This is a genomic window from Rhodanobacter terrae, assembly GCF_042657005.1.
Taxonomy (GTDB): Bacteria; Pseudomonadota; Gammaproteobacteria; order Xanthomonadales; family Rhodanobacteraceae; genus Rhodanobacter; species Rhodanobacter terrae.
Map to the genome: position 1 here is coordinate 1 of NZ_JBHSNG010000005.1, position 23,476 is coordinate 23,476.

At 65.8% G+C, this 23,476-nt stretch carries 23 protein-coding genes; 6 read left to right on the forward strand and 17 right to left on the reverse strand.

What is annotated here, in order from left to right; all coding sequences use genetic code 11:
- Positions 1–431 precede the first annotated feature (431 nt).
- From lpxH to ACFPPB_RS06370, 7 genes are all read right to left on the reverse strand, one after another.
- Positions 432–1,157 (reverse strand): UDP-2,3-diacylglucosamine diphosphatase, encoded by a 726-nt coding sequence (gene lpxH, locus ACFPPB_RS06340; RefSeq protein ID WP_377325486.1) that lies wholly within the window; start codon positions 1,155–1,157, stop codon positions 432–434.
- Between the two features lie 5 nt (positions 1,158–1,162).
- Positions 1,163–1,885 (reverse strand): peptidylprolyl isomerase, encoded by a 723-nt coding sequence (locus tag ACFPPB_RS06345; RefSeq protein ID WP_377325488.1) that lies wholly within the window; start codon positions 1,883–1,885, stop codon positions 1,163–1,165.
- A gap of 82 nt (positions 1,886–1,967) precedes the next feature.
- Positions 1,968–3,485: a Ppx/GppA phosphatase family protein gene (locus ACFPPB_RS06350; RefSeq protein ID WP_377325490.1), complete on the reverse strand. Its 1,518-nt coding sequence runs from the start codon at positions 3,483–3,485 to the stop codon at positions 1,968–1,970.
- A 220-nt stretch (positions 3,486–3,705) separates the two neighbouring features.
- Positions 3,706–5,799, reverse strand: coding sequence for a polyphosphate kinase 1 (gene ppk1, locus ACFPPB_RS06355; RefSeq protein ID WP_377325492.1), 2,094 nt, complete (start codon positions 5,797–5,799; stop codon positions 3,706–3,708).
- A 57-nt stretch (positions 5,800–5,856) separates the two neighbouring features.
- Positions 5,857–7,128, reverse strand: coding sequence for a phosphate regulon sensor histidine kinase PhoR (gene phoR, locus ACFPPB_RS06360; RefSeq protein WP_377325494.1), 1,272 nt, complete (start codon positions 7,126–7,128; stop codon positions 5,857–5,859).
- An 81-nt stretch (positions 7,129–7,209) separates the two neighbouring features.
- On the reverse strand, positions 7,210–7,899 hold the full coding sequence (gene phoB, locus ACFPPB_RS06365) for a phosphate regulon transcriptional regulator PhoB (protein WP_377325496.1): 690 nt from the start codon (positions 7,897–7,899) through the stop codon (positions 7,210–7,212).
- 94 nt (positions 7,900–7,993) lie between these two features.
- A complete protein-coding gene (locus ACFPPB_RS06370; protein ID WP_377325498.1) occupies positions 7,994–9,715 on the reverse strand; it encodes a M48 family metalloprotease in 1,722 nt (573 codons plus the stop codon).
- A gap of 148 nt (positions 9,716–9,863) precedes the next feature.
- On the opposite strand from ACFPPB_RS06370, the gene grxC reads away from it, so the two are divergent.
- The 4 genes from grxC (at position 9,864) to ACFPPB_RS06390 (ending at position 13,065) form a co-directional block, all read left to right on the forward strand.
- Entirely contained in the window at positions 9,864–10,127 is a 264-nt protein-coding gene (grxC, locus tag ACFPPB_RS06375; RefSeq protein WP_377325500.1) for a glutaredoxin 3, read from the forward strand.
- On the forward strand, positions 10,124–10,519 hold the full coding sequence (locus ACFPPB_RS06380) for a carboxymuconolactone decarboxylase family protein (protein ID WP_377325502.1): 396 nt from the start codon (positions 10,124–10,126) through the stop codon (positions 10,517–10,519). The genes grxC and ACFPPB_RS06380 overlap by 4 nt, the downstream gene beginning before the upstream one ends.
- A 228-nt stretch (positions 10,520–10,747) precedes the next feature.
- Complete coding sequence (locus ACFPPB_RS06385; protein WP_377325504.1) at positions 10,748–11,761, forward strand: isocitrate dehydrogenase; 1,014 nt, start codon at positions 10,748–10,750, stop codon at positions 11,759–11,761.
- 128 nt (positions 11,762–11,889) lie between these two features.
- Complete coding sequence (locus tag ACFPPB_RS06390) at positions 11,890–13,065, forward strand: helix-turn-helix domain-containing protein (protein WP_377325506.1); 1,176 nt, start codon at positions 11,890–11,892, stop codon at positions 13,063–13,065.
- Here the strand turns inward: ACFPPB_RS06390 and ACFPPB_RS06395 are convergent.
- The 9 genes from ACFPPB_RS06395 to ACFPPB_RS06435 form a co-directional block, all read right to left on the reverse strand.
- On the reverse strand, positions 13,028–14,419 hold the full coding sequence (locus tag ACFPPB_RS06395) for a serine hydrolase domain-containing protein (protein ID WP_377325507.1): 1,392 nt from the start codon (positions 14,417–14,419) through the stop codon (positions 13,028–13,030). The two genes, ACFPPB_RS06390 and ACFPPB_RS06395, sit on opposite strands and share 38 nt — an antisense overlap.
- Before the next feature lie 125 nt (positions 14,420–14,544).
- The gene (locus ACFPPB_RS06400; protein ID WP_377325509.1) at positions 14,545–14,748 is read right to left on the reverse strand and encodes a hypothetical protein; all 204 of its coding nucleotides are present in this window, start codon (positions 14,746–14,748) and stop codon (positions 14,545–14,547) included.
- 129 nt (positions 14,749–14,877) lie between these two features.
- Positions 14,878–15,333, reverse strand: a complete 456-nt coding sequence (locus tag ACFPPB_RS06405) for a carboxymuconolactone decarboxylase family protein (protein WP_377325511.1) — start codon at positions 15,331–15,333, stop codon at positions 14,878–14,880.
- Between the two features lie 37 nt (positions 15,334–15,370).
- Positions 15,371–16,273, reverse strand: coding sequence for an RNA polymerase sigma factor SigJ (gene sigJ, locus ACFPPB_RS06410; protein ID WP_377325513.1), 903 nt, complete (start codon positions 16,271–16,273; stop codon positions 15,371–15,373).
- Between the two features lie 72 nt (positions 16,274–16,345).
- Positions 16,346–17,302 carry an aspartyl/asparaginyl beta-hydroxylase domain-containing protein gene (locus tag ACFPPB_RS06415; RefSeq protein WP_377325515.1) on the reverse strand — a complete coding sequence of 319 codons (957 nt, stop codon included), beginning with the start codon at positions 17,300–17,302 and terminating at the stop codon, positions 16,346–16,348.
- 62 nt (positions 17,303–17,364) lie between these two features.
- Entirely contained in the window at positions 17,365–18,462 is a 1,098-nt protein-coding gene (locus ACFPPB_RS06420) for a class I SAM-dependent methyltransferase (RefSeq protein ID WP_377325517.1), read from the reverse strand.
- Positions 18,463–18,570: 108 nt separating this feature from the next.
- Positions 18,571–19,953, reverse strand: coding sequence for a PhoH family protein (locus ACFPPB_RS06425; protein WP_377325519.1), 1,383 nt, complete (start codon positions 19,951–19,953; stop codon positions 18,571–18,573).
- A 133-nt stretch (positions 19,954–20,086) separates the two neighbouring features.
- Positions 20,087–20,548, reverse strand: a complete 462-nt coding sequence (locus ACFPPB_RS06430; protein ID WP_377325521.1) for a peroxiredoxin — start codon at positions 20,546–20,548, stop codon at positions 20,087–20,089.
- Positions 20,549–20,767: 219 nt separating this feature from the next.
- The gene (locus ACFPPB_RS06435) at positions 20,768–21,349 is read right to left on the reverse strand and encodes a glycine cleavage system transcriptional repressor (protein WP_377325523.1); all 582 of its coding nucleotides are present in this window, start codon (positions 21,347–21,349) and stop codon (positions 20,768–20,770) included.
- Positions 21,350–21,474: 125 nt separating this feature from the next.
- Between ACFPPB_RS06435 and dapA the strand changes: the two genes are divergently transcribed.
- Positions 21,475–22,371, forward strand: a complete 897-nt coding sequence (gene dapA / locus ACFPPB_RS06440; RefSeq protein WP_377325525.1) for a 4-hydroxy-tetrahydrodipicolinate synthase — start codon at positions 21,475–21,477, stop codon at positions 22,369–22,371.
- Between the two features lie 33 nt (positions 22,372–22,404).
- Positions 22,405–22,998, forward strand: coding sequence for a hypothetical protein (locus tag ACFPPB_RS06445; protein WP_377325527.1), 594 nt, complete (start codon positions 22,405–22,407; stop codon positions 22,996–22,998).
- Positions 22,999–23,080: 82 nt separating this feature from the next.
- Here the strand turns inward: ACFPPB_RS06445 and fdxA are convergent, their stop codons facing one another.
- Positions 23,081–23,404 (reverse strand): ferredoxin FdxA, encoded by a 324-nt coding sequence (gene fdxA, locus ACFPPB_RS06450; RefSeq protein ID WP_377325529.1) that lies wholly within the window; start codon positions 23,402–23,404, stop codon positions 23,081–23,083.
- Positions 23,405–23,476: the final 72 nt, after the last annotated feature.

A 23,476-nucleotide genomic window follows, 5' to 3' on the forward strand; every position in this document is an offset into this window, starting at 1 on the left:
GGCCCACGATCAGCAGCGGCGCGACGTCCCGCTGGGCAACGGCAGCAACGATTCCACACATGGCAAAGCTTCCTCTGAGAGACACGGCGCCGGGCGGCCCCCGCGTGACGTCGGCCATTCTGGGCGGCCCGCATTACGGCAAACTTTCGTGGCGCGAACCGCAGGCAACGCCGCGCCCGACCCTCCGCTCAGTTCACCTTGCGGCGCAGATAGTTCAGCAGGTCGAGCCGGGTTGCGGAGACGCGTTCCATCGACATTTGCGCACCCATGCGCCGACCGGCTCGTAGCCTCCGATCACGGACGCGACACGTCTTACAGCGTGATGCGTGTATGGGCGGTGAGCGCAGTTCGAACCGCCGATCATCATGGTGCCGCATGCCAACCCTGCGAAGCGTATCGATCGGCCCCGGGGTACCGCACGGCGCGCGTTATCAGATGGCCAGTCCACGCAATTCGGCACCGTCGTCGTCTACCCGCAGCACAGATCCCTGCTCGTACCAGTCCCCCAGCACGATCCGCTCGGCGGCTTTTCCATCCAGCTCGAACGCATGTACCGCCGGCCGGTGCGTATGTCCATGAATCAGCCGCGTCACGCCGGCCTTGCGCATGGCCTCGGTCACCGCATCGCCATTCACGTCCATGATGCTTTCCATGGTGTTACCGGTATGCGCCTTGCTGTCTTCGCGCGCTTTCGCGGCGAACGCGCGGCGCGCTTCCAGCGGCATGGACAGGATCTGCTTTTGCCATTCGGGTTGGCGCACCTGCCGGCGCACGGCTTGGTAGGCGACGTCGTCGGTGCACAGCACGTCGCCGTGCATCAGTAACGTGGGGCGGTGGTGGATGTCATGCACGGTGCCGTCGTCGAGCAAGGTGAGGCCCGCCCGTTCGGCGAATGCCGCTCCGAGCAGGAAGTCGCGGTTGCCGGCCATGAAAAACACCGGCACGCCGGCGTCGCGCACGGCGCGGGTGGCGGCCGCGATGCGTTGCGGCAGCTCGGCATCGTCGTCGTCGCCCAGCCAGGCCTCGACCAGATCGCCCAGGATGTACAGCGCGTCGGCACGACGAACCTCGTCGCCGGCCAGATAGCTCTCGAACAGCTCGGTGATCTGCGGCCGGCTGGGATCCAGGTGCAGGTCGGAGATGAACAATGTGGACATCGGGATCAACCGCTGCCGGTGGGTTTGGCCGCTTTTCTGACCTTTTTGGCCACCGGTTTGGCGGGCGCCGGTCCGGCCTTGGCAGGCATCGCCGTGCTGCTGGCCGGGGTCGGGGTTTCCTCGCCGATGACGTGGGCGCTTTCGATCAGCACCAGCGGATCGGGCACGTCACCGGCGAACGGACCGAGCGCGCGGGTGGGCAGGGCGGCGATCTTGTCGACCACGTCCATGCCCTTGATCACCTTGCCGAACACGGCATAGCCCCAGGTCAGGCCGCTCTGGTTGCCGACAAAATCGAGCCGGCGGTTGTCGACCAGGTTGAAGAAGAATTGCGCGGTACCGGAATTCGGGTCGGCGCCGCGAGCTACCGCCACGGTGCCGCGCAGATTGGACAGGCCGTTGTCTGCCTCGCTGGGCACCGCCGGCCGCGTGCGCCTGGGCTGCAGGTCGCGCGTATACAGGCCGCCCTGCACCAGGTAGCCGGGAATGGCCCGGTGCAGCAAGGTGCCGTCGTAAAAGCCGTCGCGCACGTATTGCAGGAAATTCGCCACGCTTTTCGGCGCCTTGTCCGGGTACAGCTCCAGCGTGATATCGCCTTGCGAGGTGCGCAGCAGCACTTGCGGTGGCGGCGTGGCGGCGGCGGTGGCCGGTGGTGCCGGCTTGGCGGTTTGCGCCGTCAGCGTCAGCGGCAGGGCGAGAAGCAGCGTGGCGAGCAGGGATTTCAGCATGGGCGTCAAAGAGTTTGGGCGTCCGCACATGATACGCGGCCGCGGCGGGGCCTGGTTTGACGGGTTGGACCGAGCGGCACCATCAGCTGCTGGTGATGTCCAGCTTCAGGCCCAGTTCGGTCATCGGCGACTGCTCCTGCTGCAGATCGGCCTCGGTGAGTGGATGTTGCTCCAGCCAGCTCAGCGGCAGGGTCAGGCGCAGCGATTTGCTGCTGGCGGCCAGCCGCATCTGCGGCAGCGACTCGGCCCGGCGGGCACGCCGGAACAGCACGGCCAGGCGCAGCAGCGCGGTGGTGTAGCGGGCCAGCTGGCGGTAGCGTTGCGGCAGCGTGGCCACCATCGTCTTGTCCGGCTTGCGGCGATGCATTTCGACCACCGCGGCCAGCAGCTCCTGTTCCTGCCGCGAGAAGCCGGCCAGGTCGGCATGGCGCAGGATGTAGGCGCCGTGATGGTGATGCTGGCTGTGCGCGATGGCGAGGCCGATTTCATGCACACGCGATGCCCACGACAACCATTCGCGCGCGTCGGTGTCCAGCTTCCATGCGCCTGCGACCTGGTCGAACAGCATCAGCGCGGTCGATTCCACCCGGCGCGCCTGGGCGCGGTCCACGCCGTAGCGGGTGGCCAGGGCATCGATGCTGGCGGTGCGTGGATCGCTGCCGCCGGCGCGGCCGAGCAGGTCCCACAGCAGACCTTCGCGCATCGAGCTTGCGCATACGCGCAACCGCTCGATGCCGAGTGCGGCGAATGCTGCCTCGAAGATCACCACGCCGCCGGCGATCACCGGTGCTCGATCCTCGATCAGGCCAGGCAGCTTGAGCGCGCCGATCGAGCCCTGTTCGATCAGCGCGTCGCGCAGCGCGGCGAGCGATGCCGGGGTGATGCCGTCGTCGGAAAAATTCATTGCCTGCACGACCGCGCCGATCGACTTGGCGGTGCCGGAGGAGCCGTACGCATCCTGCCAGCCGGATTCGCGGTAGTCCTCAGCGAACTGCTGCAGCAGCACGCCAAGTTCACTGCGCGCGCGCTGCCAGCGCTTGCGGGTGAGCTTGCCGCCCGGGAAGAAACGCAAGGTCGAGGCGATGCAGCCGGCCTGCACGCTTTCGGTGTGCAGCGGAGCGACGCCACGGCCGATGATGAATTCGGTGCTGCCGCCGCCAACGTCGATCACCAGCCGCGGTTCGCGCGAGGCGGGCAGGTCGTGGGCAGCGCCGAGAAAGATCAGACGGCCTTCCTCGCGGCCGGACACGACTTCGACCGGATGCCCCAGCGCGGCTTCGGCGGCGGTCAGGAACGCGTGCGGCGAGGCCAGCCGGCGCACGGTATTGGTGGCCACCGCGCGCACCCGGATCGAGGGCAAACCCGCGATGCGCTGGCCGAAACGGGCCAGGCACGCCATGGCGCGGGCGCGCCGTTCGGCATCCAGCGTGCCGTCGGCGCGCAGGCCGGCCGCCAGACGCACGGTGTCGCGCAGGCGGTCGATCACCCGCGGCTCGCCGTGTTCCATGCGCGCCACCACCATGTGGAAGCTGTTCGAGCCCATGTCCACGGCGGCGATCAGTTCGCCATCGCGGATCGGTGTCTGTTCGGCTGGACTCACGCCCACGCTCCCGCAATGACAAAGCGCGGATTCTCGCATGGGTGCGAGAGGCTGAGAGGCTGTGCATTGAACGGCCTCTCAGCCCGGCCATGGATGGCCGGGCGCGAATCGGGCACGCAAGTGCCTGGTTCGCGTGAGCGAGTCCGGACCTGTGCCGGACTCGCGATGGGAAAAAACCACAGGAAGTGGTTTTTTTCACAAGCTCTGATGCGAAGCCGGCTCACTGGCAGAACCTGTCGAGCAGGGCTTGCTGTGCGTTGTAAGGCGGATTCTCGCCGGGGTCCGCGTGCACGTAGCGGCCGTCGCTGCCGAGCAGCCACGCCTGGGTGTTGTCGGCCAGCCCGTTGGCCAGGGTTTCCTCGAACACCCGTGCCGCCAGCTCGGGGTCGAGGATGGGGAAGGCCACCTCGATCCGCCGCATCAGGTTGCGCTCCATCCAGTCGGCGCTGGCGCAATACAGTTCCGCGTCGCCGTCGTTGGCAAACCAGTACACCCGGCTGTGTTCGAGAAAGCGGCCGACGATGGAGCGCACGCGGATGCGCTCGGAAATGCCGGGCAGACCGGGGCGCAACGTGCACGCGCCGCGCACGATGAGGTCGATCTCCACCCCGGCCTGCGAGGCGCGGTACAACGACTGGATCACGCGGGCCTCGTTCAGCGCGTTGAGCTTGGCCACGATGCGCGCGGGCCGGCCGGCCCTGGCATGCGCGATCTCACGCTCGATCTTGGCGAGCACGCTGGGGTACAGCGTGAACGGCGAATGCAGCAGCTGCTTCAGCTCGATCATCGGTCCGAGCCCGGACAGCTGCTGGAAGACCTTGTGCAAGTCCTCGCCGATCTCGGGGTTCGCCGTCATCAGGCCGATGTCGGTATACAAGCGACTGTTGGCCTGGTGGTAATTGCCGGTGGACAGATGCACGTAGCGACGCAGCGCCTCGCCTTCGCGTCGCACGATCAGCATCATCTTGGCGTGGGTCTTGTAGCCGACCACGCCGTAGACCACCTGCACGCCAGCCTCCTGCAGCCGGGTGGCGAGGCGGATATTGGCCTCTTCGTCGAAACGCGCGCGCAGCTCGATCACCACGGTGACGTCCTTGCCGTTGCGGGCCGCCTCCACCAGCAGGCCGACCAGCGGCGTGTCCTCGCCGGCGCGATACAAGGTCTGCTTGATCGCCAGCACCTGCGGATCGGCGGTGGCCTGGCGCAGCAGGTCGATCACCGCGGCGAAGCTCTGGTAGGGATGGTGCAGCAGCACGTCGCGCTGGCCGATCAGGTCGAACTTGTTGCGGCTGCTTTCCAGTGCCGGGGGCAGCTGCGAATTGAAGCGGGGGAACTTCAGCTCCGGCCGGTCCAGCCAGTCGTAGATCAGCCCGGCACGGATGATGTTGACCGGACCGTCGCAGCGGTACACATCGGTCTCTTCCAGCTGGAAGTTCTCGATCAGCATGGCGGTGATCGCCTTCGGGCAATCGTTGGCGATCTCCAGCCGCACCGGCCGCGCGTAGCCGCGACCGATCAATTCTTCGCTGAGCGCGAGCGCGAGGTTCTCCACCTCGGCTTCCTCGACGATCAGCTCGCTGTTGCGGGTGACCCGGAACTGGTACGAGCCGACCACCTTGAGGCCGGGAAACATCAGGTCGACGAACGCCTGCAGCAATTCCGCCAGAAACACGAAATGGTCGCCCGCGCCGCTGACTTCGGCCGGTACGCGGATGATGCGCGGCAGCGAACGCGGCGCGCGCACCAGCGCCATGTGGCCTTCGTGGCCGAACGCATCGCGGCCCTTCAGCACCACGGCGATGTTCAGCGTCTTGTTGAGAATGCGCGGAAACGGATGCGCCGGATCCAGTCCCAGCGGCGACAGCACCGGCAGTACTTCGTGTTCGAAATAACCCTGCAGCCAGCGCCGCTGGCGCGGCGTCCAGCGCCTGCGGGTGAGGATGTGGATCTGCGCGGCACCGAGCTGCGGGCTGATCTGTTCCTGCCAGGCGGCGTATTGCTCGGCGACCAGGTCCAGCGCCCGGGTGCGTATCCGCGCCAGCAATTCGCCGGAGGGGATGCCGTCCGGTCCTGGCGCGGCCGAGCCGTATGCATGATGGTGCTTGAGCATCGCCACCCGCACCTCGAAGAATTCATCGAGGTTGTTGGCCACGATGCTGAGGTAGCGCAACCGCTCCAGCAGCGGCACGGCGGGATCGCGCGCCATCGCGAGTACGCGGAAGTTGAATTCCAGCGCGGCCAGTTCGCGGCTTAAATAGAGGCCCGGAGCGGTCAGGTCGGGTTCGCTGGGCAGGGCAGGCGATGGATGATGCATGCCTCATTCTGGCCCATGGCGCGGGCCAAGGAAACGCCGTCGTGGATCGGAGCATCCCTAGCCGTCGTCGCTGCCACCGGGAGTCAGCAGGCGTGCATGACCGAAGTGGCAGGCGAAGGTGGAGCCGACGCCGGGCGCGCTCTCGATCCGCAACTGCGCCTGATGCAGGTTCAGCACGTGCTTGACGATGGACAGGCCCAGTCCGGTGCCGCCGCTGTCGCGCGATCGGCTGGAGGAGATCCGGTAGAACCGCTCGGTGAGCCGGGCCAGGTGCGTGGCCGGGATGCCGAAGCCGGTATCGCTGACCGAATACACCGCGCCGCCGGGTTCGCGCTGCCAGCGGATCGTGATGCTGCCGCCGGCCGGCGTGTAGCGCACCGCGTTGCTGACCAGGTTCGACAGCGCGCTGTGCAGGTCTTTCGGCGAGCCCAGCAGGTCCGCCTCGGCGGTGGATTCGAGCAGGATACGGTGACGGCCCTGGCTGAGCGCATCGGCTTCCTTGCGCACCGTCGCCAGCAGCGAGGCCATCGGTACCCGTTCGTCGGCGATCTGATGCTGGGTTTCCAGCCGCGACAAGGTCAGCAGATCCTCGACGATCTGGCCCATCCGTTTCGACTGCGCACGCATCTCGCTCAGCACCGGCGCCAGTTCGGGCACGTCTTCGGGATCGATCAGTTCGAGATAACCGTGGATCACCGTCAGCGGCGTGCGCAATTCGTGCGAGACGTTCGCCACGAAGTCACGACGAATTTGTTCGAGCCGGTTCAGATGGCTGATATCGCGCGCCAGCAGCAACTGTTCGTGGTCGCCGAACGGCAGCATGCTGACATTGAGCTGGCTGTCCGCCTGCCCGGGTGCGGTCGCGTCGTTGAGCGGCTCCAGCGCGCCATCACGCAGCCAGCCGGCCAGCGCCGAATTGGCCATCCGCTGTTGCAGCAACACGCCGCGGTCCTGCGGCCGGCGCAGCCCCAGCAGATTTTCGGCGGCATGGTTGAACCAGCGTATGTGTTGTTGCTGGTCGATCAGTACCACCGCGTCCGGCAACTGGCTGGCGGCGTTGCGCAGATCGCGAAGATTGGCGGCAAGGCGGCGGGAACGCGTCATGAAACGGTCATGCTGGAGAGGGCTGACGTTAGCCGGTGCGGGCATCATGGGCAGTGTTTGATGACGGATCCGAGTCAGCAGCAAGACGACTTCGGCCAGTGCGACCAGCGCAACACCGGTGGCGACGTGCCCGCCGGCAAACCAGCCCAGTACGGCGCCGGCGAGCAGGGCGCCGGCGAGAGCGGCAGGCAGTTTCCTCCAGGAAGGCGTCGCAGGCTGGGTCATTCGGGTGTGGCGCCACAGCGCTTGGAGGGCAAGGCGCCAGCATCGGTAAAAGCCGGCGCCACCGCAAGCACGCCATCGCGCTTAGACGCTGGTGGAGAAGCGGTAGCCGGTGCCGCGCACGGTCTGCACCAGATCGTCGAGCTTCCACGGTTCCAGCGTCTTGCGCAGGCGCCTGATGTGCACGTCGACGGTGCGCTCCTCCACGTACACGCTGCCGCCCCAGACATGGTCGAGCAGCTGCGTGCGCGAGTAGACGCGCTCGGCATGGGTCATGAAGAAATACAGCAGGCGGTATTCGGTCGGACCGATCGGTACCGGCTCGTCGCCGGCGAACACGCGGTGCGCCGGGCCGTCGATGCGCAGGACGCCGGCCTCGACCATGCCGGAGCCGTCGTCGCCGTGACTGCGCCGCAGCACCGCCTTGATCCGGGCGATCAGCTCGCGGGTCGAGAAGGGTTTGACCACGTAATCGTCGACGCCGGCTTCCAGTCCGTTGACGCGATCCATTTCCTCGCCGCGCGCGGTCAGCATGATGATCGGGATCTCGCGGCTGAGTTCTTCCTTGCGCAGGCGCCGGGCCAGTTCCAGCCCGCTGGTGCCTGGAAGCATCCAGTCCAGCAGGATCAGGTCGGGCACCTGCTCGGCGATCGCCAGCTGGGCCGCACGGGCATCCGCCGCCTGCATCGCGTCCATGCCGGCCTTGCGCAGGGCAAAGGCGATCATTTCGCGAATCGAGGTTTCGTCTTCAACGATCAGGATGCGTTTGTGCACGCCGGGCTCTGCCGATGGCTTGTGACGGGGATATTGCAACGGATGAATGTTACGTGTCGATGACACGCGTCAGTATGACCGGATCGATGCTTGCCTAGGGCTGGGTGGCATCGAACGGCGCAGCGCCGGAGTCCATGCCGGCCGGCCCGGCGCCGATGCCGAAGCACAGCCGTCCGCTGCAATCGTTGCGCGGCTGCAGTTGCTGCTTGCCGTCGGGATTGTCTTCGGTCTGGATCTTGCGCTTGCGCAGCTCCAGCACCAGCGGGGTCAGTTCGGCGATGCGCGCCTGGATGCGCACGCGTGCGTAGTAATCCAGGTCGTCGCGCTTGAGCAGACGCTTGAGCTGCTCCATCGCGTCGAACGGGCGGCCGGAATAGTAGCTGGCGTCGGCAAAAGCCTCGCCGGCACGCACGCTGTCGCCGGCCTTGTCGCTGGCGCGGGCATAAGTGCTGTAGATCTCGGGCTCGCTGGCATTGTCCAGCAGGGGCCGCAACAGATCCGCGGCAAGACGCGCCTGCCCCTTGTCGCCTTCGACGGTAAGTGCCTTGGCATAGGCCAGAGCCACCGCGCGGTTGCGTGGCGACTGCGTATTGAGCGCGTTGTAGAGGGCCAGAGCGGCGGCCCGCTGCCCGGCCTGCAGGCGGGCGTCGGCCAGCGCCAGTTTCAGGATCAGGCTGTCCGGCGCCGATTGCAGCAACGGCTGCAGCTGGTCGATCGCCTGCGCGCCGCGGCCGCTGCGCATGAGCGCCAGCGCGTAGCCGTAGCGGTTCGCCGGCGTGTCGAAGCCACGCTGGTGCTGCAGGCTGGAGCCGTAGTAGATGGTCAGCTTGGGAGCATCGCCGGCCAGCACCCGCACACGTTCGCGCATCAGCGCATAGGTAGCCAGCCCGCCGTTCTTCGGTGCTGGCATCAGCGCGCTGGGGTCTTTCACGAACATCATCGGCGCCGTGCTCTTTTCCCACTGCAGTTTGTCCATGGCGGAGCCGGCCGGGCGCAGCTTCTGCGCGGCGATCAGCGCGCCGGCACGCGCCTTGGCGTCACTGATGCGCATGGTGGTCACCGGGTGGCTTTGCAGCAGGGCCGGCACATCCTCGCCACCGGCGCCGGCGCTCATGGCATCCTCCATGCGCTCGAAAAAATTGGCCATCGCGTTCGGATCGAAGCCGGCATTGGCCAGCGTCTGGATACCGACGCGGTCGGCCTCGACCTCGTCCTTGCGGGTGAAATTGATCGACTTCTGCGCGATCAGGCCCTGGCCGCCGGCCAGCACCGCCATCGGCGCATCGCCGCTGTGGCCGCCGGCACCGGCGGCAATGGCGCCAAGCAGCACCAGCGCCATCAACGGCGCATCCTTCTTGGAATCCTCGAACGCACGCTGCAGGTGATTCTGCGTGATGTGGCCGATTTCGTGCGCGATCACGCCGGCCAGTTCACTTTCGTCCCGGGTGATCGTGATCAGCCCGGAATTCACCGCGATATAGCCGCCGGGCGCCGCGAACGCGTTGATCTCCGGATCCTTGACGATGAAGAACGCGTAGTGGTCTTTCGGCTTGTCGCAATGGGCGACCAGGCGGAAGCCGAGATCGTTGATGTAGTCGTCCAGCAGCGGATCGTCCACGACCATGTCGAGCGCACGCATCTGGCGCAGCATCGAGGCGCCGTAATCCTGCGCTTCCTGCGGCGAGATCAGCGCGTTCGCCGAGCTGCCAAGATCCGGCAGCCGCACGTCCTGCTGCGCACCGGCGGTGCAGGCCAGTGCGGTGCAGATCAGGGCCGTCAGCAGGCGGGGAGCGGGTCGTCGTGGTGTCATGGTCATCGATGGGAGACAATAGCACTGTGACCGTGGTTCGCCGCTTCGGTTCAGTCCGGACCAGCCGCTTGAGCTGGCGCGCGCGCGGCCCCATTTGATCATGGTCTTTTTCCTATGTTGCCATGGTCTTTTTCCTATGTTGCGGAGTGTCGTGATGTCCAAGATCGAGGTCTACTCCACCGCGGTATGCCCTTACTGCGTGGCGGCCAAGAATCTGCTCAAGTCGAAGGGACTGGAGTGGAGCGAAGTACGCGTCGATACCGATCCGGCCCAGCGCGACGCGATGTTGGCGCGCAGCGGCGGGCATCGCACCGTGCCGCAGATCTTCATCAACGACCAGTTCGTGGGTGGCTACGACGATCTGGTCGCGGCCGACCGCAGCGGCAAGTTGATGCAGCTGCTGGGGCAGACCGCATGAGCGACAAGCTGGCCGAATTCACCGCGTTCCGCCAGCGCATGAACGAACGCATTCTGGCCGAAGACAATCAGGTCGTGCGGCGCTTCTTCGCGCTGGACACGCAGACTTACAAGGCCGGCGCGCTGGACGTGAAGACCAAGGAGATGCTCGGCCTGGTCGCCTCGCTGGTACTGCGCTGCGATGACTGCATCAGCTATCACGTCGCGCAGTGCAAGGAAGCCGGTGTCGAGCGCGATGCGTTCTTCGAGGTATTCAGCGTGGGCCTGGTGGTGGGCGGGTCGATCGTGATCCCGCACCTGCGCCGGGCGGTGGATCTGCTCGACCAGCTCGAGTCGGGTGCCCGCAACGATACGGCCGCCTGCGCCGATCACGCCGGCATCGATCAAATTTGAAGTTGGCCACGTTGACGAATAGCCGCGGGCGAGCGTTCCTCCGGCGCGAACGTCTGCGGCTTTTTGCAATGCTGCGTACGAGTATTTGCAACGGCTGGCGAGGCCTTCGCCCTGTTCGCACGGCGTGGCATCGGGGATAATTGACAAGTTTCGGCACGTGCCCGGTTTTATTTGGCGCTCCCCCTCAGCACCTGCCGCTCGTCAGTTTCAGTTATCAGGAGTTCCCCCATGAGCAAGACAATTGCCGTGATCCCCGGCGACGGCATCGGCCCGGAGATCATGACTGCCACGCTGCGCGTGCTCGATGCGCTGGATTGCAGTCTCAGCTACGACTTTGTCGATGCCGGCATGGCCGCGCTGGAAAAGCACGGCGAGCTGCTTCCTCAGGCGACGCTGGACAAGATTGCCGAACACAAGGTGGCACTGAAAGGTCCGTTGACCACCCCGATCGGCGAAGGCTTCACCTCGATCAATGTGACCTTGCGCCGGCATTTCGATCTGTACGCGAATGTGCGCCCGGCGGTGAGTTTTCCCGGCACCAAGTCGCGTTACGAAAACATCGACATCATCACGGTGCGCGAGAACACCGAAGGTGCGTACCTTTCCGAAGGACAGACGCTGTCCGAGGATGGCGAGACCGCCATCTCGATGATCCGCAACACCCGCACGGGCAGCACCCGCATCGTGCGCTACGCGTTCGAGCTGGCAGTGAAGAAGGGGCGCAAGAAAATCACCGCGGTGCACAAGGCGAACATTCTGAAGACCAGCTCCGGGTTGTTCCTCAATGTGGCGCGCGAGATCGCGAAGGAATACCCGCGGATCGAGTTCAACGAGATGATCGTGGACAACACCTGCATGCAGCTGGTGATGAACCCGCAGCAGTTCGACGTGATCGTCACCACCAATCTGTTCGGCGACATCCTGTCCGACCTGTGTGCTGGCCTGGTCGGCGGCCTGGGCCTGGCGCCTGGCGACAACATCGGGACCACGGCGGCGATCTTCGAGGCGGTGCACGGCTCGGCGCCGGACATTGCCGGCAAGGGCATCGCCAATCCGTGCGCACTGCTGCTCGCTGCCGCCGACATGCTCGACCATCTGGACATGGTGGCCAAGGGCGACCGCCTGCGCCAGGCGATCCGCGACACCATGACCAGCGATCGCGCCAGCGTGACGCCGGACCTGGGCGGCAAGGGAAGCACGAGCAGCTTTGCCGACGCGATCGTGAAACGCCTCGCGGCCTGACCGGGGACGCAGGCTTTACTGAAAACCGTTGTTTTGAAAGCCGTGCCCGCTCCTCGGCTTTTTTGTTGGATCAACGTCGGTCAAACGGCTAGGCTTCCGGCCAGTCGTGCGACCGCCGGAATTCGTCGATGCCGTCACAGGTGATCCCCAACCAGGCCTATGTGTTCTGGGTATTCGTCTACATCGCTGCCGCCGTGCAGGCGGCGATGCTGGCGCTGGCGCTGTGGCGACGGCCGGTCAATACCGGGGCGAATCGGGTGCTGTCGGTATGGGTCGCGCTGACCGGCGTGGATCTGCTGGTCAAGGCGGTGTACTGGAACTCGCTGGCGCCGGAATGGTTCAGGGCGTATCGCTTCGTCGCGTTGTTTCCGTTCCTCTACGGCAGCCTGTTCTATGTCTATGTGCGCGCGCTGATCGAGGCCCGGGGGTTTCGTCTGCGCGAAAGCGTGCATCTGCTCGGTTTCGGCATAATGCTGGCACTGAATACGCATGTGCTGCTGATGAGCGACCAGCAGATGCAGGCGCTGTCGGCGCGCTGGGTGGCCGGCGAAAAGACCATCGGTTCATGGTTCGACATTCCTTTATTCATCTACAGCCTGTCGTACGTGGCGGCCGCGCTGATGCGTGTGCACCGCTATCGCCGCCGGCTGCGCGAGCGGCGCTCGGATGCCGACCGCATGTCGCTGCGTTGGATCGATGTGATGGCGGCTTGCCAGGTCGTCATCTGGATCATCGCCACCACGCAGTGGCTGGCAACGCTGCCGGGCATCGACTACCGCCTGCTGTTCGGCGCAGTGGCTGCGTGGGTGTGCGTGATGGGTTGGCTCAGCTTGAACCAGTCGCCGGTGGCGAGCGAACCGGTCGCCCCGGTCGAGGAAGCGGCGCCCGACACCACGGGCCTCGACGACGCGCGCTTCCCCGCCGTGGAGGCGCGCCTGGCGCAGCTGATGCTGGGCGACGACGCGCTCTACCGCGAACCGGCGCTCACCATCGGACAGGTGGCGAAGCGCAGCGGTTACCCCGAATACCTGGTGTCGGCGGTGATCAACCGGCGTTTCGGCGGCACGTTCTGGGATTACATCAACCGCCTTCGGGTTGAGGCGGTGCGCGCGCGCCTGGCCGATCTCGGCGACGCGCGCACCATCCTCGACATTGCCTACGACTGCGGCTTCACATCGAAGTCCACTTTCAATGCCGCCTTCAAGCGGCAGGTGGGCGAGACGCCCAGCAGTTACCGCAAGCTGGTCGCGTCGCGGCAGCCGGCGGTCATGTCCGCGCCGGTCGATGGTGCAGGGCGTCGATGATCGCAGCGACCAGATCGTCGACGCCGGTGCCGTAGTCGAGCGAGATGCCCATGCGCACGACCACCAGCCGTTCCGACGGCACGATCACCACATATTGCCCCAGGGCGCCGCGCGCGTAATACATGTCTTTCGGCAATCGCGGCATGCCCCAGGGCGCATTCCATACCGGCACACGGCTGCTGTTCACCAGGTTGGTCCAGAAGCCGGCACCGTAGCCGGTGTCCAGCGTCTGCGACCGGCTGTAGTCGACCCAGCCTTCGGGCAGGATGCGCCGGCCGTCGACGACGCCATCGTCGAGATAGAGCTGACCGAACCGGGCGAAGTCGCGGGCCGAAGCGTAGACGCTGCCCGAACCGATCGGCGTGCCGGTGGTATCGGTCTCGACCACCGCGCTGCGCATGCCCAGCGGTGCGAACAGTTCGCGCCGCACGAAGCGTTCGGCGTCGACGGCGCTGCCGCCCGCCGCATCGCGGACGATTCGCGAGAGCAGCACGTAGCCGAGATTGCTGTAGCCCCAGGCGCTGCCGGGCGGGTGGGCCAGCGGCATCCGTGCCGCGTATCCGGCCATGTCGCGCTCAAGGAATAACATGCGGGTCATCGGGCTGATCGCGCCGTCGGTTTCGTCGAAGGGCAGGCCGCTGTCCATGCGCAGCAGCTGGTCGATGGTGACGGCGTGGTGCGGGTCAGCCGGCGAGCACCAGGCAGCGATCGGCGCCGGCTGGTTCAGCCGCAGCCGGCCCTGGCGTACCAGGATGCCGATCAGCGCGCTGGTGACCGACTTCGACAGCGAGTGTCCCCAGATCGGCGTATCGACTCCGTAGCCCTGGGCGTAGCGCTCGGCGATCAACTGGCCATCGTGCAGCACTACCACGGCCTTGGTCAGCCGCGGATGGGCCGGATCAGGCTCGGCGAAGGCGCGATCGAGCGCGCGGCGGATCGCTGGGTCGGCCGGTTCGACTAAGTTCGCCGGATAGCTGCTGGCGATCGGGGCAGGCTTGAAGCCTGCCGCTTCGGGCACCGCTTCGTCTCCGTGCACAAGCAGGCAGCCGAGTCCCTCGCGATATACGGCCCGCGCGGCGAATTCGCCGAATACCGAGGTGCGCACTTCGTGTCTGGCGTGGTCCACCTCGTAGTGGATCGCGCCGCCGATGCTGCGCATCAGCGGCAGCTGTTCCTCGGTGAACGTCCGATCCGGGTCGAGCCGTGACAGGAACGCGGAGGCGCACAGCGAGTGGCTGATCGAGCCGGTGGCGGTATAGAACAGATCCTTGCCGGCGGTGCCGATCCAGATGGCGGCGGCAATCAGGAAGACGATCAGGGTGACGAGGGTGATTTTCAGCAAGCGCAAGGCCATGGTGGTCCGCCGGGTCGGGTTGTCGGGATGGCCAGCATGGAGAACGCAGGTATCGGCGATCGTCCGATCCGGCGGAATCGTACGGCGCGAAGCGCCGTACGGGTGCGATCCAGCCGGTTCGGACGTCAGTTCGGTGTGCAACCGGCATTGGCGCAGCCGCTGAACTCGCGTTCGACGCGGCGGCGCAGCGCCGGATTACTCAGTAGCGGCAACAGCGGCCAGTAGGCCGGGATCTGCCGGCACAGCAGGGCGAATCCGGCGGCGCCGCGCAGCGTGGTGCCGCTGCGCAGATCCTGCACCACGACTTCGCCGAGGCGTAGCGGACCCACGGGCGAAGCGCCCGTGGAATCCTCGAAACGGTCCAACCAGTCGAGCCGACGGTGCCACCGCGCATAGCGTGCGCATTTCGCACAATCCGGGTGGCGGTATAGCCTGATCGCGGCCATGGCGACGGTCGCTCAGTGCTTACCTGGCCGGTAGTGGCCGGGCTCCGCGCGCGAAGGGATGGCGATGCGGTTCCAGCCGTTGATCAGGATCACCGCCATGTTGAGGTCGATCAACTGGTCCTCGCCGAATTCGGCGCGGGCCTGCTCATAGACGTCATCCGGCACGCCGTGGATCGAGTCGAGCCGTGTCACCGCCTCGCACCAGGCCAGCGCGGCGCGCTCGCGCGTGCTGTAGAACGGCGCCTCGCGCCAGGCCTGCAGCAGGTACAGGCGCTGCTCGGTTTCGCCGGCGGCACGGGCATCCTTGCTGTGCATGTCCAGGCAGTAGGCACAGCCGTTGAGCTGCGAGACGCGCATCTGCACCAGTTCGATCAGACTTTGCTCGAGGCCGCTGTTGCGGACGTAATCGCCCAGTGCGAGCAGCGGCTTGATGGCTTCAGGGCGTTTGTTGACATTGAAACGGGACATGGGGTTCTCCTTGCAACGTGCGGCCGGTAGTGGCCGTTCAATGCAAGGACGTGCTTGCGTTCGACTTCGTGACAGCTGCCAGCCGCGCCAGCTTGCCCGGGTGGCGCAACGAATGCACGGCGGTGATGCGTTCGCCGTCGTCGTCGATCCAGCTGGCCGAGATCAGTATGCCGCCGCTCCAGCTGAGCAGGGCCGGGGTGCCATTGAGCTGGTGGATTTCGTGATGCACGCCATGCCGTTGCTGCTGCAAGGCGATCTGCACGTACAGCCTAGCCAGCCGCTCGGCACCGTGCAGCGGATGCAGAGTGGCGCGGGCCAGGCCGCCGCCGTCGGCGACGTGCAGCGCGTCTTCGGCGAACAGGGCGCGAAGGGTTTCCAGGCTCGGCTGCTGCAGCGCCTGTGCGAAGCGTTCGAGCAGGCGGCGTTGCGTGCCGATATCAGGTATCGCCTGGCGCGGCCGGGCCTCGCGCAGCCGCTGCTTGGCCCGGTGCACACGCTGGCGGCAGGCTTCCTCGCTGATCTCCAGCATCGCGGCCGTCTCGGCGTGGCTGTAGTCGAACACCTCGTGCAGCAGGAAGGCGGCGCGCTCCTCCGCGCTCAGCCGTTCCAGCAACAGCAGAAAGGTGAGGGTGAGGCTTTCGGCACGTTCCAGCTGCGCCTCGGGCTGCTCGGATTCGGCGGCCAGCGGCTCCGGCAGCCAAGGGCCGGAATAGTGCGCGCGTTCGGTCTTGGCCCGGCGCAGGCGGTCCAGTGCGATGCGCGTGGTCACGGTGACCAGCCACGCCTCCGGATCGTCCAGCGCGTCGGTGTTCTGCGCGTGCCAGCGCAGCCACGCGTCGTGCAGCACGTCCTCGGCATCGCTGGGCGTGCCGAGCATGCGGTACGCCAGGCCGAACAGGCGTGGACGGTGTTGCTGGAAAAGTGCGGTGTGCGGATCCAAGGCGTTCTCCATTGCGGCGTCCAGACAGGACGCGCGGGGATCACACAATGTGACCGCCCAGCGGAGCGTCGTTTATCGAAACAGCGGCCACGGCGCCAGGAAGATCAGCCACATCAGCAACAGGATGCCGACGTATTTGCAGGCCTTGTACAGCTTCCTGTGGCGACTCCTGAACGCCACCTTGAAGCGATGGCCGGCACCCTTGCGACGCTGGCTGAGTGCGAACAGGCGATTGATGAAGCCGGTTTTCTCCGTTTCGCCCTCGGCATTCGGCGAGGCGGTGATCTTGCCCATGAACGCGCCGACCCGGTGATTGATCGCGTTCATCCAGCGCGTGCGCAGCGGCCGCTCGACGTCGGCAAAAAGGATCACCCGGGTCTGCTCGCTGGTGTTCTCGGCCCAGTGCACGTAGGTTTCGTCGAACACCACGTCCTTGCCGTCGCCCCAGGCGTGCTCTTCGCCATCGACGAAGATGCGGCAACTCCTCGCATTGGGCGTGATCAGCCCAAGGTGATAGCGCAACGAGCCGGCAAACGGGTCGCGGTGCGGATTGAGTTTGCTGCCCGGCGGCAGCAGCGCGAACATCGCCGCTTTCACGCTGGGAATCGACTTCAGCAAGGCCACGGTCTGCGGGCACAACGCCTCGGCCGAGGCCAGCGGCTCGCCGTACCATTTCAGATAGAAGCGCTTCCAGCCCTGCTTGAAAAAACTGTTGAAGCTGGCGTCGTTGTTCTTCACGGCGGCACGGATGTAGCCCTCGTCGAACAGGTGCGTCGCCTCGTCGCGAATGAGCTTCCAGTTCGCCTGCAGCAGATCCAGTTGCGGGAAGCCGCGGCGATCGAGAATCGGCCGCGCCGGCACCGCCGAGAACGCATACATCAACAGGTTGTAGGGCGCGAAGATCGCCGAGTGATCGACCAGCTGGCGATCGAAGCGCAGCCGCACGCGCCCGCGCAGATGCACCAGCAGCACGCACAGCACGAAAAAGGCGAGCAGAGCCAGCAGGACGAGCCTAGGGGTGAGGGTCATGTCGACGCTTGCAACCATGGGATGACTGTCAGTCGGGCATTCTACTCGCTTGATCGCTGCCGCTATCGCGTGTCGATACAGGCCTTCACCTGCTGTTCCCGCGTGAGATCGACGTGCTGTTGCGGGCTGATCGGCTCGAACACGGCCCGGGCGGCACTGCCCTTGTGGCGCAGGGCGGCGATCATGTTGGCGGCGGGGTAGCGCCCGGCGGCGAGGGCGGCCGCGTCGATCGCGTGCAGGCGATCGATCCAGGCGCGGTCTTCAGCCAGCTGCGGGTCGAAGTTGAAGCCGATCCGCCGTTCGACGAACGGCATGATGGCGCCGCCGAAGCTGAAGAACAGCTCGAAATCGAACTCGGCCAGCAGACAGCCCACGACGTCCTGCGCACGCACGCCTTCGTTGGAATACGCGGCATGGTCGATTGGCCGGTAACGTTCCGATGCCGTGTTGAAATGGCGATCGTGGCGTTTGCCGGACTGCAGAGTCGTCCACGCTTCCTGGACCACGATTTCCACGTCCGGCCACAGCCGATGGCCGTTGCGACCGATGATGTCGGAACCGAGCAGGACGCCTTGCGGGGCCAGCGAGCGTCGCAGCGATCCGCAGAAAGTCTCCAGCGCGGTGACGTGGTGGAAGAACTGGTTGACGATGATCACGTCCTGCCCGGGCAGCTCGAACGGCAGGTTGCAGTCGCGCGTCTCGAACGTCATGCCTGCCTCGACGCCGCGTTCTTTCGCCGCGGCTGCCGCATGACGCATCAGCGCGGGATTGAAATCGGCGCAGGTGATTTGCGCCGCGATACCGTCCGCGTGCAGCCGTGCGGACAGCTCGATCTCCATGCCGCAGGAGCCGGTGCCGACGCTGAGCACGCGCACCGGCGCGTTTCCACTGGCCGAGCTGCGCCGGATCTGGTCGAAGAAGAAGCTTTCCGGCGAATCGATGCCGAGCCGCTGCGCGTCGGGAGCCAGGAAGCGCCCGGACCAGTAGTCGAAGATCGGCGGCAGCGTTTCGCTCTGATATTGCGGGGTGACGCTGAACGCCACGCGTTCGGCCAGGGCGAGCAGCCGGCGGCGAGCCGGCGCCGGCAACGAGCGCGCCAGCAATGCGATGGCGCGCTTGGCCGGAAGCCGGTGGCGATAGGCGAAACGCTTCAACGACATGGAGGCGGCATCAGTCCGGCATGTCTGGCGATGACACCGGGGAGCGCGGCGCGGCAGCGCGGGGCCTGCCGTCCTGCGACAGGCCCCGCGGTTTCCTGCTTCTCGAGGTCACAGCGCTTCCGCCGCGAAATCCGCCAGCCGTGAACGTTCGCCGCGACGCAAGGTGATGTGCGCCGAGTGTTCCCAGTTCTTGAAGCGATCGACCGCGTAGGTGAGGCCGGAGGTGGTTTCGGTAAGGTAGGGCGTGTCGATCTGCTCGACGTTGCCCAGGCATATGATCTTGGTGCCGGGGCCGGCGCGGGTGATCAAGGTCTTCATCTGCTTGGGCGTTAGGTTCTGCGCCTCGTCGATGATCAGGTAGCGCGACAGGAAGGTGCGTCCGCGCATGAAGTTGAGCGAGCGGATCTTGATGCGCGAGGCGAGCAGGTCGTTGGTGGCCTGGCGGCCCCAGCTGCCGCCGTCCTCGGGATTGGCGAGCACTTCCAGGTTGTCGGTCAGCGCGCCCATCCATGGCGTCATCTTCTCTTCCTCGGTGCCGGGCAGGAAGCCGATGTCCTCGCCCACCGAGACGGTGGCGCGGGTCATGATGATTTCGCGGTAACGCTGCTGGTCCATCACCTGCGCCAGGCCGGCGGCCAGCGCCAGCAAGGTCTTGCCGGTGCCGGCATTGCCGAGCAGGGTGACGAAGTCGACGTCCGGATCCATCAGCGCATTGAGCGCGAAATTCTGTTCGCGGTTGCGTGCGCCGATGCCCCATACGTGATGGTTCGCATGGGAGTGGTCATCCAGCAGCACCAGCGTGGCGCTGGTGTCGTCGATATGCAGCACGCGCAGCTCGACCGCGTTTTCGCCGGGCAGGAACAGGCACTCGTTCGGATACCAGGTGTCCTCTTCGCGCCTGTCCACCTTGTAGAAGGTGCGTCCGCGCTCGGTCCACGACTGCACTTCCGGGTGCTGGTCCCAGAAGTTCTCCGGCAACTCGGCCGAGCCGGTGTACAGCAGGGAAAAGTCGTCCAGCGCGCGGTCGTTCTCGTAGTCCTCGGCGACGATGCCATTGATGCTCGCCTTGATCCGCAGGTTGATGTCCTTGGTGACAAGGATGACTGCGCGGTCGGGATTCTGGTCGCGCAGTTCGATCACCGCCAGCAGGATCTGGTTGTCCGCCTTGGTGTGGCCGTTGCTGCTGGTACGGTGCTGGAAATACAGCCGTCCGACCGAGCCGCCGCGCTTGAGCTTGATGCCCTGCGGATTGCTCAGCTCCAGCCCGTCGCTCAGATGGTGCTGCTTGCCCTGTTCGACCAGCTCGTTGAGAAAACGGCTGACCTGGCGGGCGTTGCGCGAAACTTCCGAGGCGCCCTTCTTTTTTTCGTCCAGTTCCTCCAGCACGGTCATCGGAATGAAGACGTCGTGTTCCTCGAAGCGGAACAGCGAGGTCGGGTCATGCAGCAGGACGTTGGTGTCGAGAGCGTAGATGCGCTTGCTTCCGGTCATGCGGAAGTGTCCTCGCTGGTGGATGGATGAAGGAGCCGCGGCGTACGGCGAGCCGCGGAGAGGCGACGCCGGCGCGGATCGCCGGCGGGATGCAGGCGATCGATGCCGGCGCAAACCATGGATGCCGGGGCGGTCACTTGCCGGGAATGGCGTCGAGCACGGCCTGGGCGTGGCCGGGGACTTTCACGCCGCGCCAGGCCTGGGCCAGTTTCCCGTCGGGGTCGATCAGGAAGGTGCTGCGCACGACGCCCAGATGGCGTTTGCCGTACAGCACCTTTTCGTGGATCACGTCGAAGGCCTGGCACCAGGTCTCCTCGGGGTCGGAAACCAGCGGGAACGGCAGTTCCTGCTTGGCGGCGAAATTGGCGTGCGATTTCGGCGAATCGCGCGACACGCCGATGACTTGCGCATGGCGCCGTCCGAATGCCGGATACAGGTCGCGGAAATCCTTCGCCTCGCTGGTACAGCCGGGGGTGCTGTCCTTGGGGTAGAAATACAGCACGACCCATTGACCCTTGAGGCTGGCCAGCTTCAGTGTGCTGCCGTCGCCGGTGACACCGTCGAGAGCAGGGACTTTCTTGCCGACTTCGGGCATGACTACTCCTGCGCAGCGAGTGGCCGCTGCGCATGCATGTGGAAAAGAGAATTCGGGAACCGGCTGACGGCAAACATTGCGGGTGGCACGCAGATATCGCTCGGATTGGATCGACCCACTGACGGCAATGCAGCGTTCCTCGGTAGTCCCGGGACCAAGACTAGCGCGTGCGCACCCGCCGATAACAGTCCTTGTCAGATGCGCCGGATCGCGCGATCCTCAGAACTTCACCGGATCCATGATCGCATCCAGGTTCAGGCCGTCGCACAGTTCGAGAAAATCGTCGCGCAGCGCGGCGATGTGGATCTCCGCCGGGACGCCGATGGTGAACTGGGCCTGGAACATCTCCGCTCCGGTCTGCATCGCGTGGTAGCGGGTGGAGTTCAGCTGCTCCACGCTGATCTCGTGCTGGGTGAAGAACTCCACGATCCGTGCCACGATGCCGGGCCGGTCGGCGGCCACCACCTCCACCAGGTACGGCAGCAGATGCGAGCTGTTTTCACGCGGGCCGGTGCGGTAGTGCACCAGCCGCAAGCTCTCGTCGCGGGCCAGTTTGGTCAGCGCGGTTTCCAGCTTGGCGAGTGCGTCCCACGCGCCGCTGGCCAGTAGCATCAGCGAGATTTCCGTGCCGATCGTCGACACGCGTGACTCGGAGAGGTTGCAGCCGGCGTCGGCAATACGCTTGGCCAGTGCCAGCAGCGGCGATTTGCTCGTTGACGTCAGCGCCTGGATCAGCAACTGATTGTCGTTGCCTGCGCGCGCAGCCGATGAAGTGGAAGAAGAGGCGGAAGAGGGTTTCAAAAGTGGCCTGCCTGTGGCGTCGTCGGCGCGTTGGTAACTGGTGAGGGTACTCCGATCGAGCTTACTTGCCCGCCTCGCGAGGCGGCAAGTAACATGCAGGGCTTGCCTTGTAGCGGAATCGAGACTTGAACATTCGCGGAAGCATCTGCGCGCTGGCCACCCCGTTTGCGGCCGATGGCGCACTCGACCTGCCGGCGTTTGGCCGGCTGCTCGATCATCAGCTCGCCGGCGGCACGCAGGCGCTGGTGGTGGCCGGTTCCACCGGCGAGGCGCACATGCTGGAGCATGACGAGTTCGACCGGCTGCTGGCGTTTGCCGTCAAGCACGTGGCCGGGCGGGTGCCGGTGCTCGCCGGTACCGGCGAGGCGGGTACCGCCAAGACCGTCGCCATGACCCGCCGCGCCGGAGCGCTGGGCGCCGATGCGGCGCTGGTGGTGACGCCGTATTACGTGCGTCCGACCCAGGAAGGCCTGCGCCGGCATTTTCTCGAAGTAGCCGAACACGGCGGCCTGCCGGTGGTGCTGTACAACGTGCCCAGCCGTACCGGCTGCGACCTGGAGCCGGAGACGGTGGCCGTGCTGCGCGAGCATCCGGCGATCATCGGCATCAAGGAGGCGCGAGGCGACCGCGAACGGATTTCGGCGCTGGCGGAACTTGTGCGTGCGGATTTCGTCTATCTGTCCGGCGACGATGGCAGCGCCGGTGCGGCGATGCTGGCCGGCGCGGCTGGTACCATCTCGGTGGTGGCCAACCTGGTGCCGCAGGCGTTTCGTGCATTGTGTGATGCGGCCACCGGTGGCGATCCAGTCGCTACCGAACGGTGTCATGCGGCGCTCGATCCGCTGGTGCAGGCGCTGAATTGCGCGCCGAATCCGATCGCGGTCAAGGCCGGCCTGCCTGTTCTGGGGCTGGGTCTGGCGCTGCCGAGGTTGCCGCTGATGGAACTGAACGACGGTCCGGATCGCGCCCGATTGCACCAAGCGCTGTCCAGTCTGGCATCCTTGGCGACTGCGGCCGGTTGACGGTTGCCTGCCTTACTCACGGAATCTGACTACATGAAGAAAACCTCGCTCCTCGTGGCCCTGCCGGCCGTGGCCCTCGGTGGCCTGCTGCTTTCCGGCTGCGGCATGTTCCGCTCGCACAAGGCGTGGGACACGGCCCAGCAGCAGTCGCCGCTGGAGATTCCGCCGAGCCTGGACCGTCCCTCGACCAGCGATGCGCTGGTGATTCCGCCACGCGGCGCGAACCGGCCGACCGCCAATGGCGCGACGGCCAGCGTCGGCGGCAACGAGGGCCAGATCACCGACGGATTCGTGCTGGCCGACAGTGTGGACAATACGTATCGCCGGGTAGGCCAGGTGCTGGAAGGCGGCAGCCTGGGGCAGGTGGTCGGCCATGACGACAGCGCGCACAGCTATACGCTGAGCGTTCCCGATACCATTGCGAAGCAGAAGAAGAAAGGCTTCTTCGGCCGGCTGTTCGGGCATGACAAGAGCGAATCCACCGGCACCGCGGACGGCGCCGGATCGCGTCAGGTACAGGTCAGCGTCAGCGCCAGCGGCACCAATGCCAGCGAAATCCGTGCCGAGGGCAACGCGGCTGCAGTGGCCAAGGTGATCGACACGTTGAAGTCGCGTCTCGGCGGCTGAGCCGGCGCAGTCGCCATAACAGTCGCCATAAACGGAAACGCCGCCCTGGAGGCGGCGTTTCCGTTTATGGGATGGCAGGCATTCAGCGCTGCAGTAGCTTGAGCTTGTCCGGCTTGCCTTCCCAGTCCTTGGCGTCGGCGGGGTTGTCCTTGCGTTCGGTGATCACCGGCCAGCTCTTGGCCAGTTCGGCATTGAGCGCCACGAACGCTTCCTGGCCGGCCGGCACATCGTCTTCCGGATAGATCGCGTTGATCGGGCACTCCGGTTCGCACAAGGTGCAGTCGATGCACTCGTCCGGATCGATCGCGAGAAAATTGGGGCCTTCATGGAAGGCGTCGACCGGGCAGACCTCAACGCAATCGGTGTATTTGCACTTGATGCAGTTGTCGATGACGACGAAAGTCATGGAGGCGTTTCGGCTTTAAGAGAGGTGGTCGAGAGGCTCTTGTGAAGAGTGCGGCCATGGATGGCCGCTTCT

Bases quoted from the DNA above. Each gene is read 5' to 3' on its own strand.
- lpxH (WP_377325486.1), bottom strand. From the start codon at position 1,157: ATGTCCACATTGTTCATCTCCGACCTGCACCTGGATCCCAGCCGGCCG.
- ACFPPB_RS06345 (WP_377325488.1), bottom strand. From the start codon at position 1,885: ATGCTGAAATCCCTGCTCGCCACGCTGCTTCTCGCCCTGCCGCTGACG.
- ppk1 (WP_377325492.1), bottom strand. From the start codon at position 5,799: ATGCATCATCCATCGCCTGCCCTGCCCAGCGAACCCGACCTGACCGCT.
- phoR (WP_377325494.1), bottom strand. From the start codon at position 7,128: ATGACCCAGCCTGCGACGCCTTCCTGGAGGAAACTGCCTGCCGCTCTC.
- ACFPPB_RS06370 (WP_377325498.1), bottom strand. From the start codon at position 9,715: ATGACCATGACACCACGACGACCCGCTCCCCGCCTGCTGACGGCCCTG.
- grxC (WP_377325500.1), top strand. From the start codon at position 9,864: ATGTCCAAGATCGAGGTCTACTCCACCGCGGTATGCCCTTACTGCGTG.
- ACFPPB_RS06380 (WP_377325502.1), top strand. From the start codon at position 10,124: ATGAGCGACAAGCTGGCCGAATTCACCGCGTTCCGCCAGCGCATGAAC.
- ACFPPB_RS06385 (WP_377325504.1), top strand. From the start codon at position 10,748: ATGAGCAAGACAATTGCCGTGATCCCCGGCGACGGCATCGGCCCGGAG.
- ACFPPB_RS06390 (WP_377325506.1), top strand. From the start codon at position 11,890: ATGCCGTCACAGGTGATCCCCAACCAGGCCTATGTGTTCTGGGTATTC.
- ACFPPB_RS06395 (WP_377325507.1), bottom strand. From the start codon at position 14,419: ATGGCCTTGCGCTTGCTGAAAATCACCCTCGTCACCCTGATCGTCTTC.
- ACFPPB_RS06405 (WP_377325511.1), bottom strand. From the start codon at position 15,333: ATGTCCCGTTTCAATGTCAACAAACGCCCTGAAGCCATCAAGCCGCTG.
- ACFPPB_RS06415 (WP_377325515.1), bottom strand. From the start codon at position 17,302: ATGACCCTCACCCCTAGGCTCGTCCTGCTGGCTCTGCTCGCCTTTTTC.
- ACFPPB_RS06420 (WP_377325517.1), bottom strand. From the start codon at position 18,462: ATGTCGTTGAAGCGTTTCGCCTATCGCCACCGGCTTCCGGCCAAGCGC.
- ACFPPB_RS06425 (WP_377325519.1), bottom strand. From the start codon at position 19,953: ATGACCGGAAGCAAGCGCATCTACGCTCTCGACACCAACGTCCTGCTG.
- ACFPPB_RS06430 (WP_377325521.1), bottom strand. From the start codon at position 20,548: ATGCCCGAAGTCGGCAAGAAAGTCCCTGCTCTCGACGGTGTCACCGGC.
- ACFPPB_RS06445 (WP_377325527.1), top strand. From the start codon at position 22,405: ATGAAGAAAACCTCGCTCCTCGTGGCCCTGCCGGCCGTGGCCCTCGGT.
- fdxA (WP_377325529.1), bottom strand. From the start codon at position 23,404: ATGACTTTCGTCGTCATCGACAACTGCATCAAGTGCAAATACACCGAT.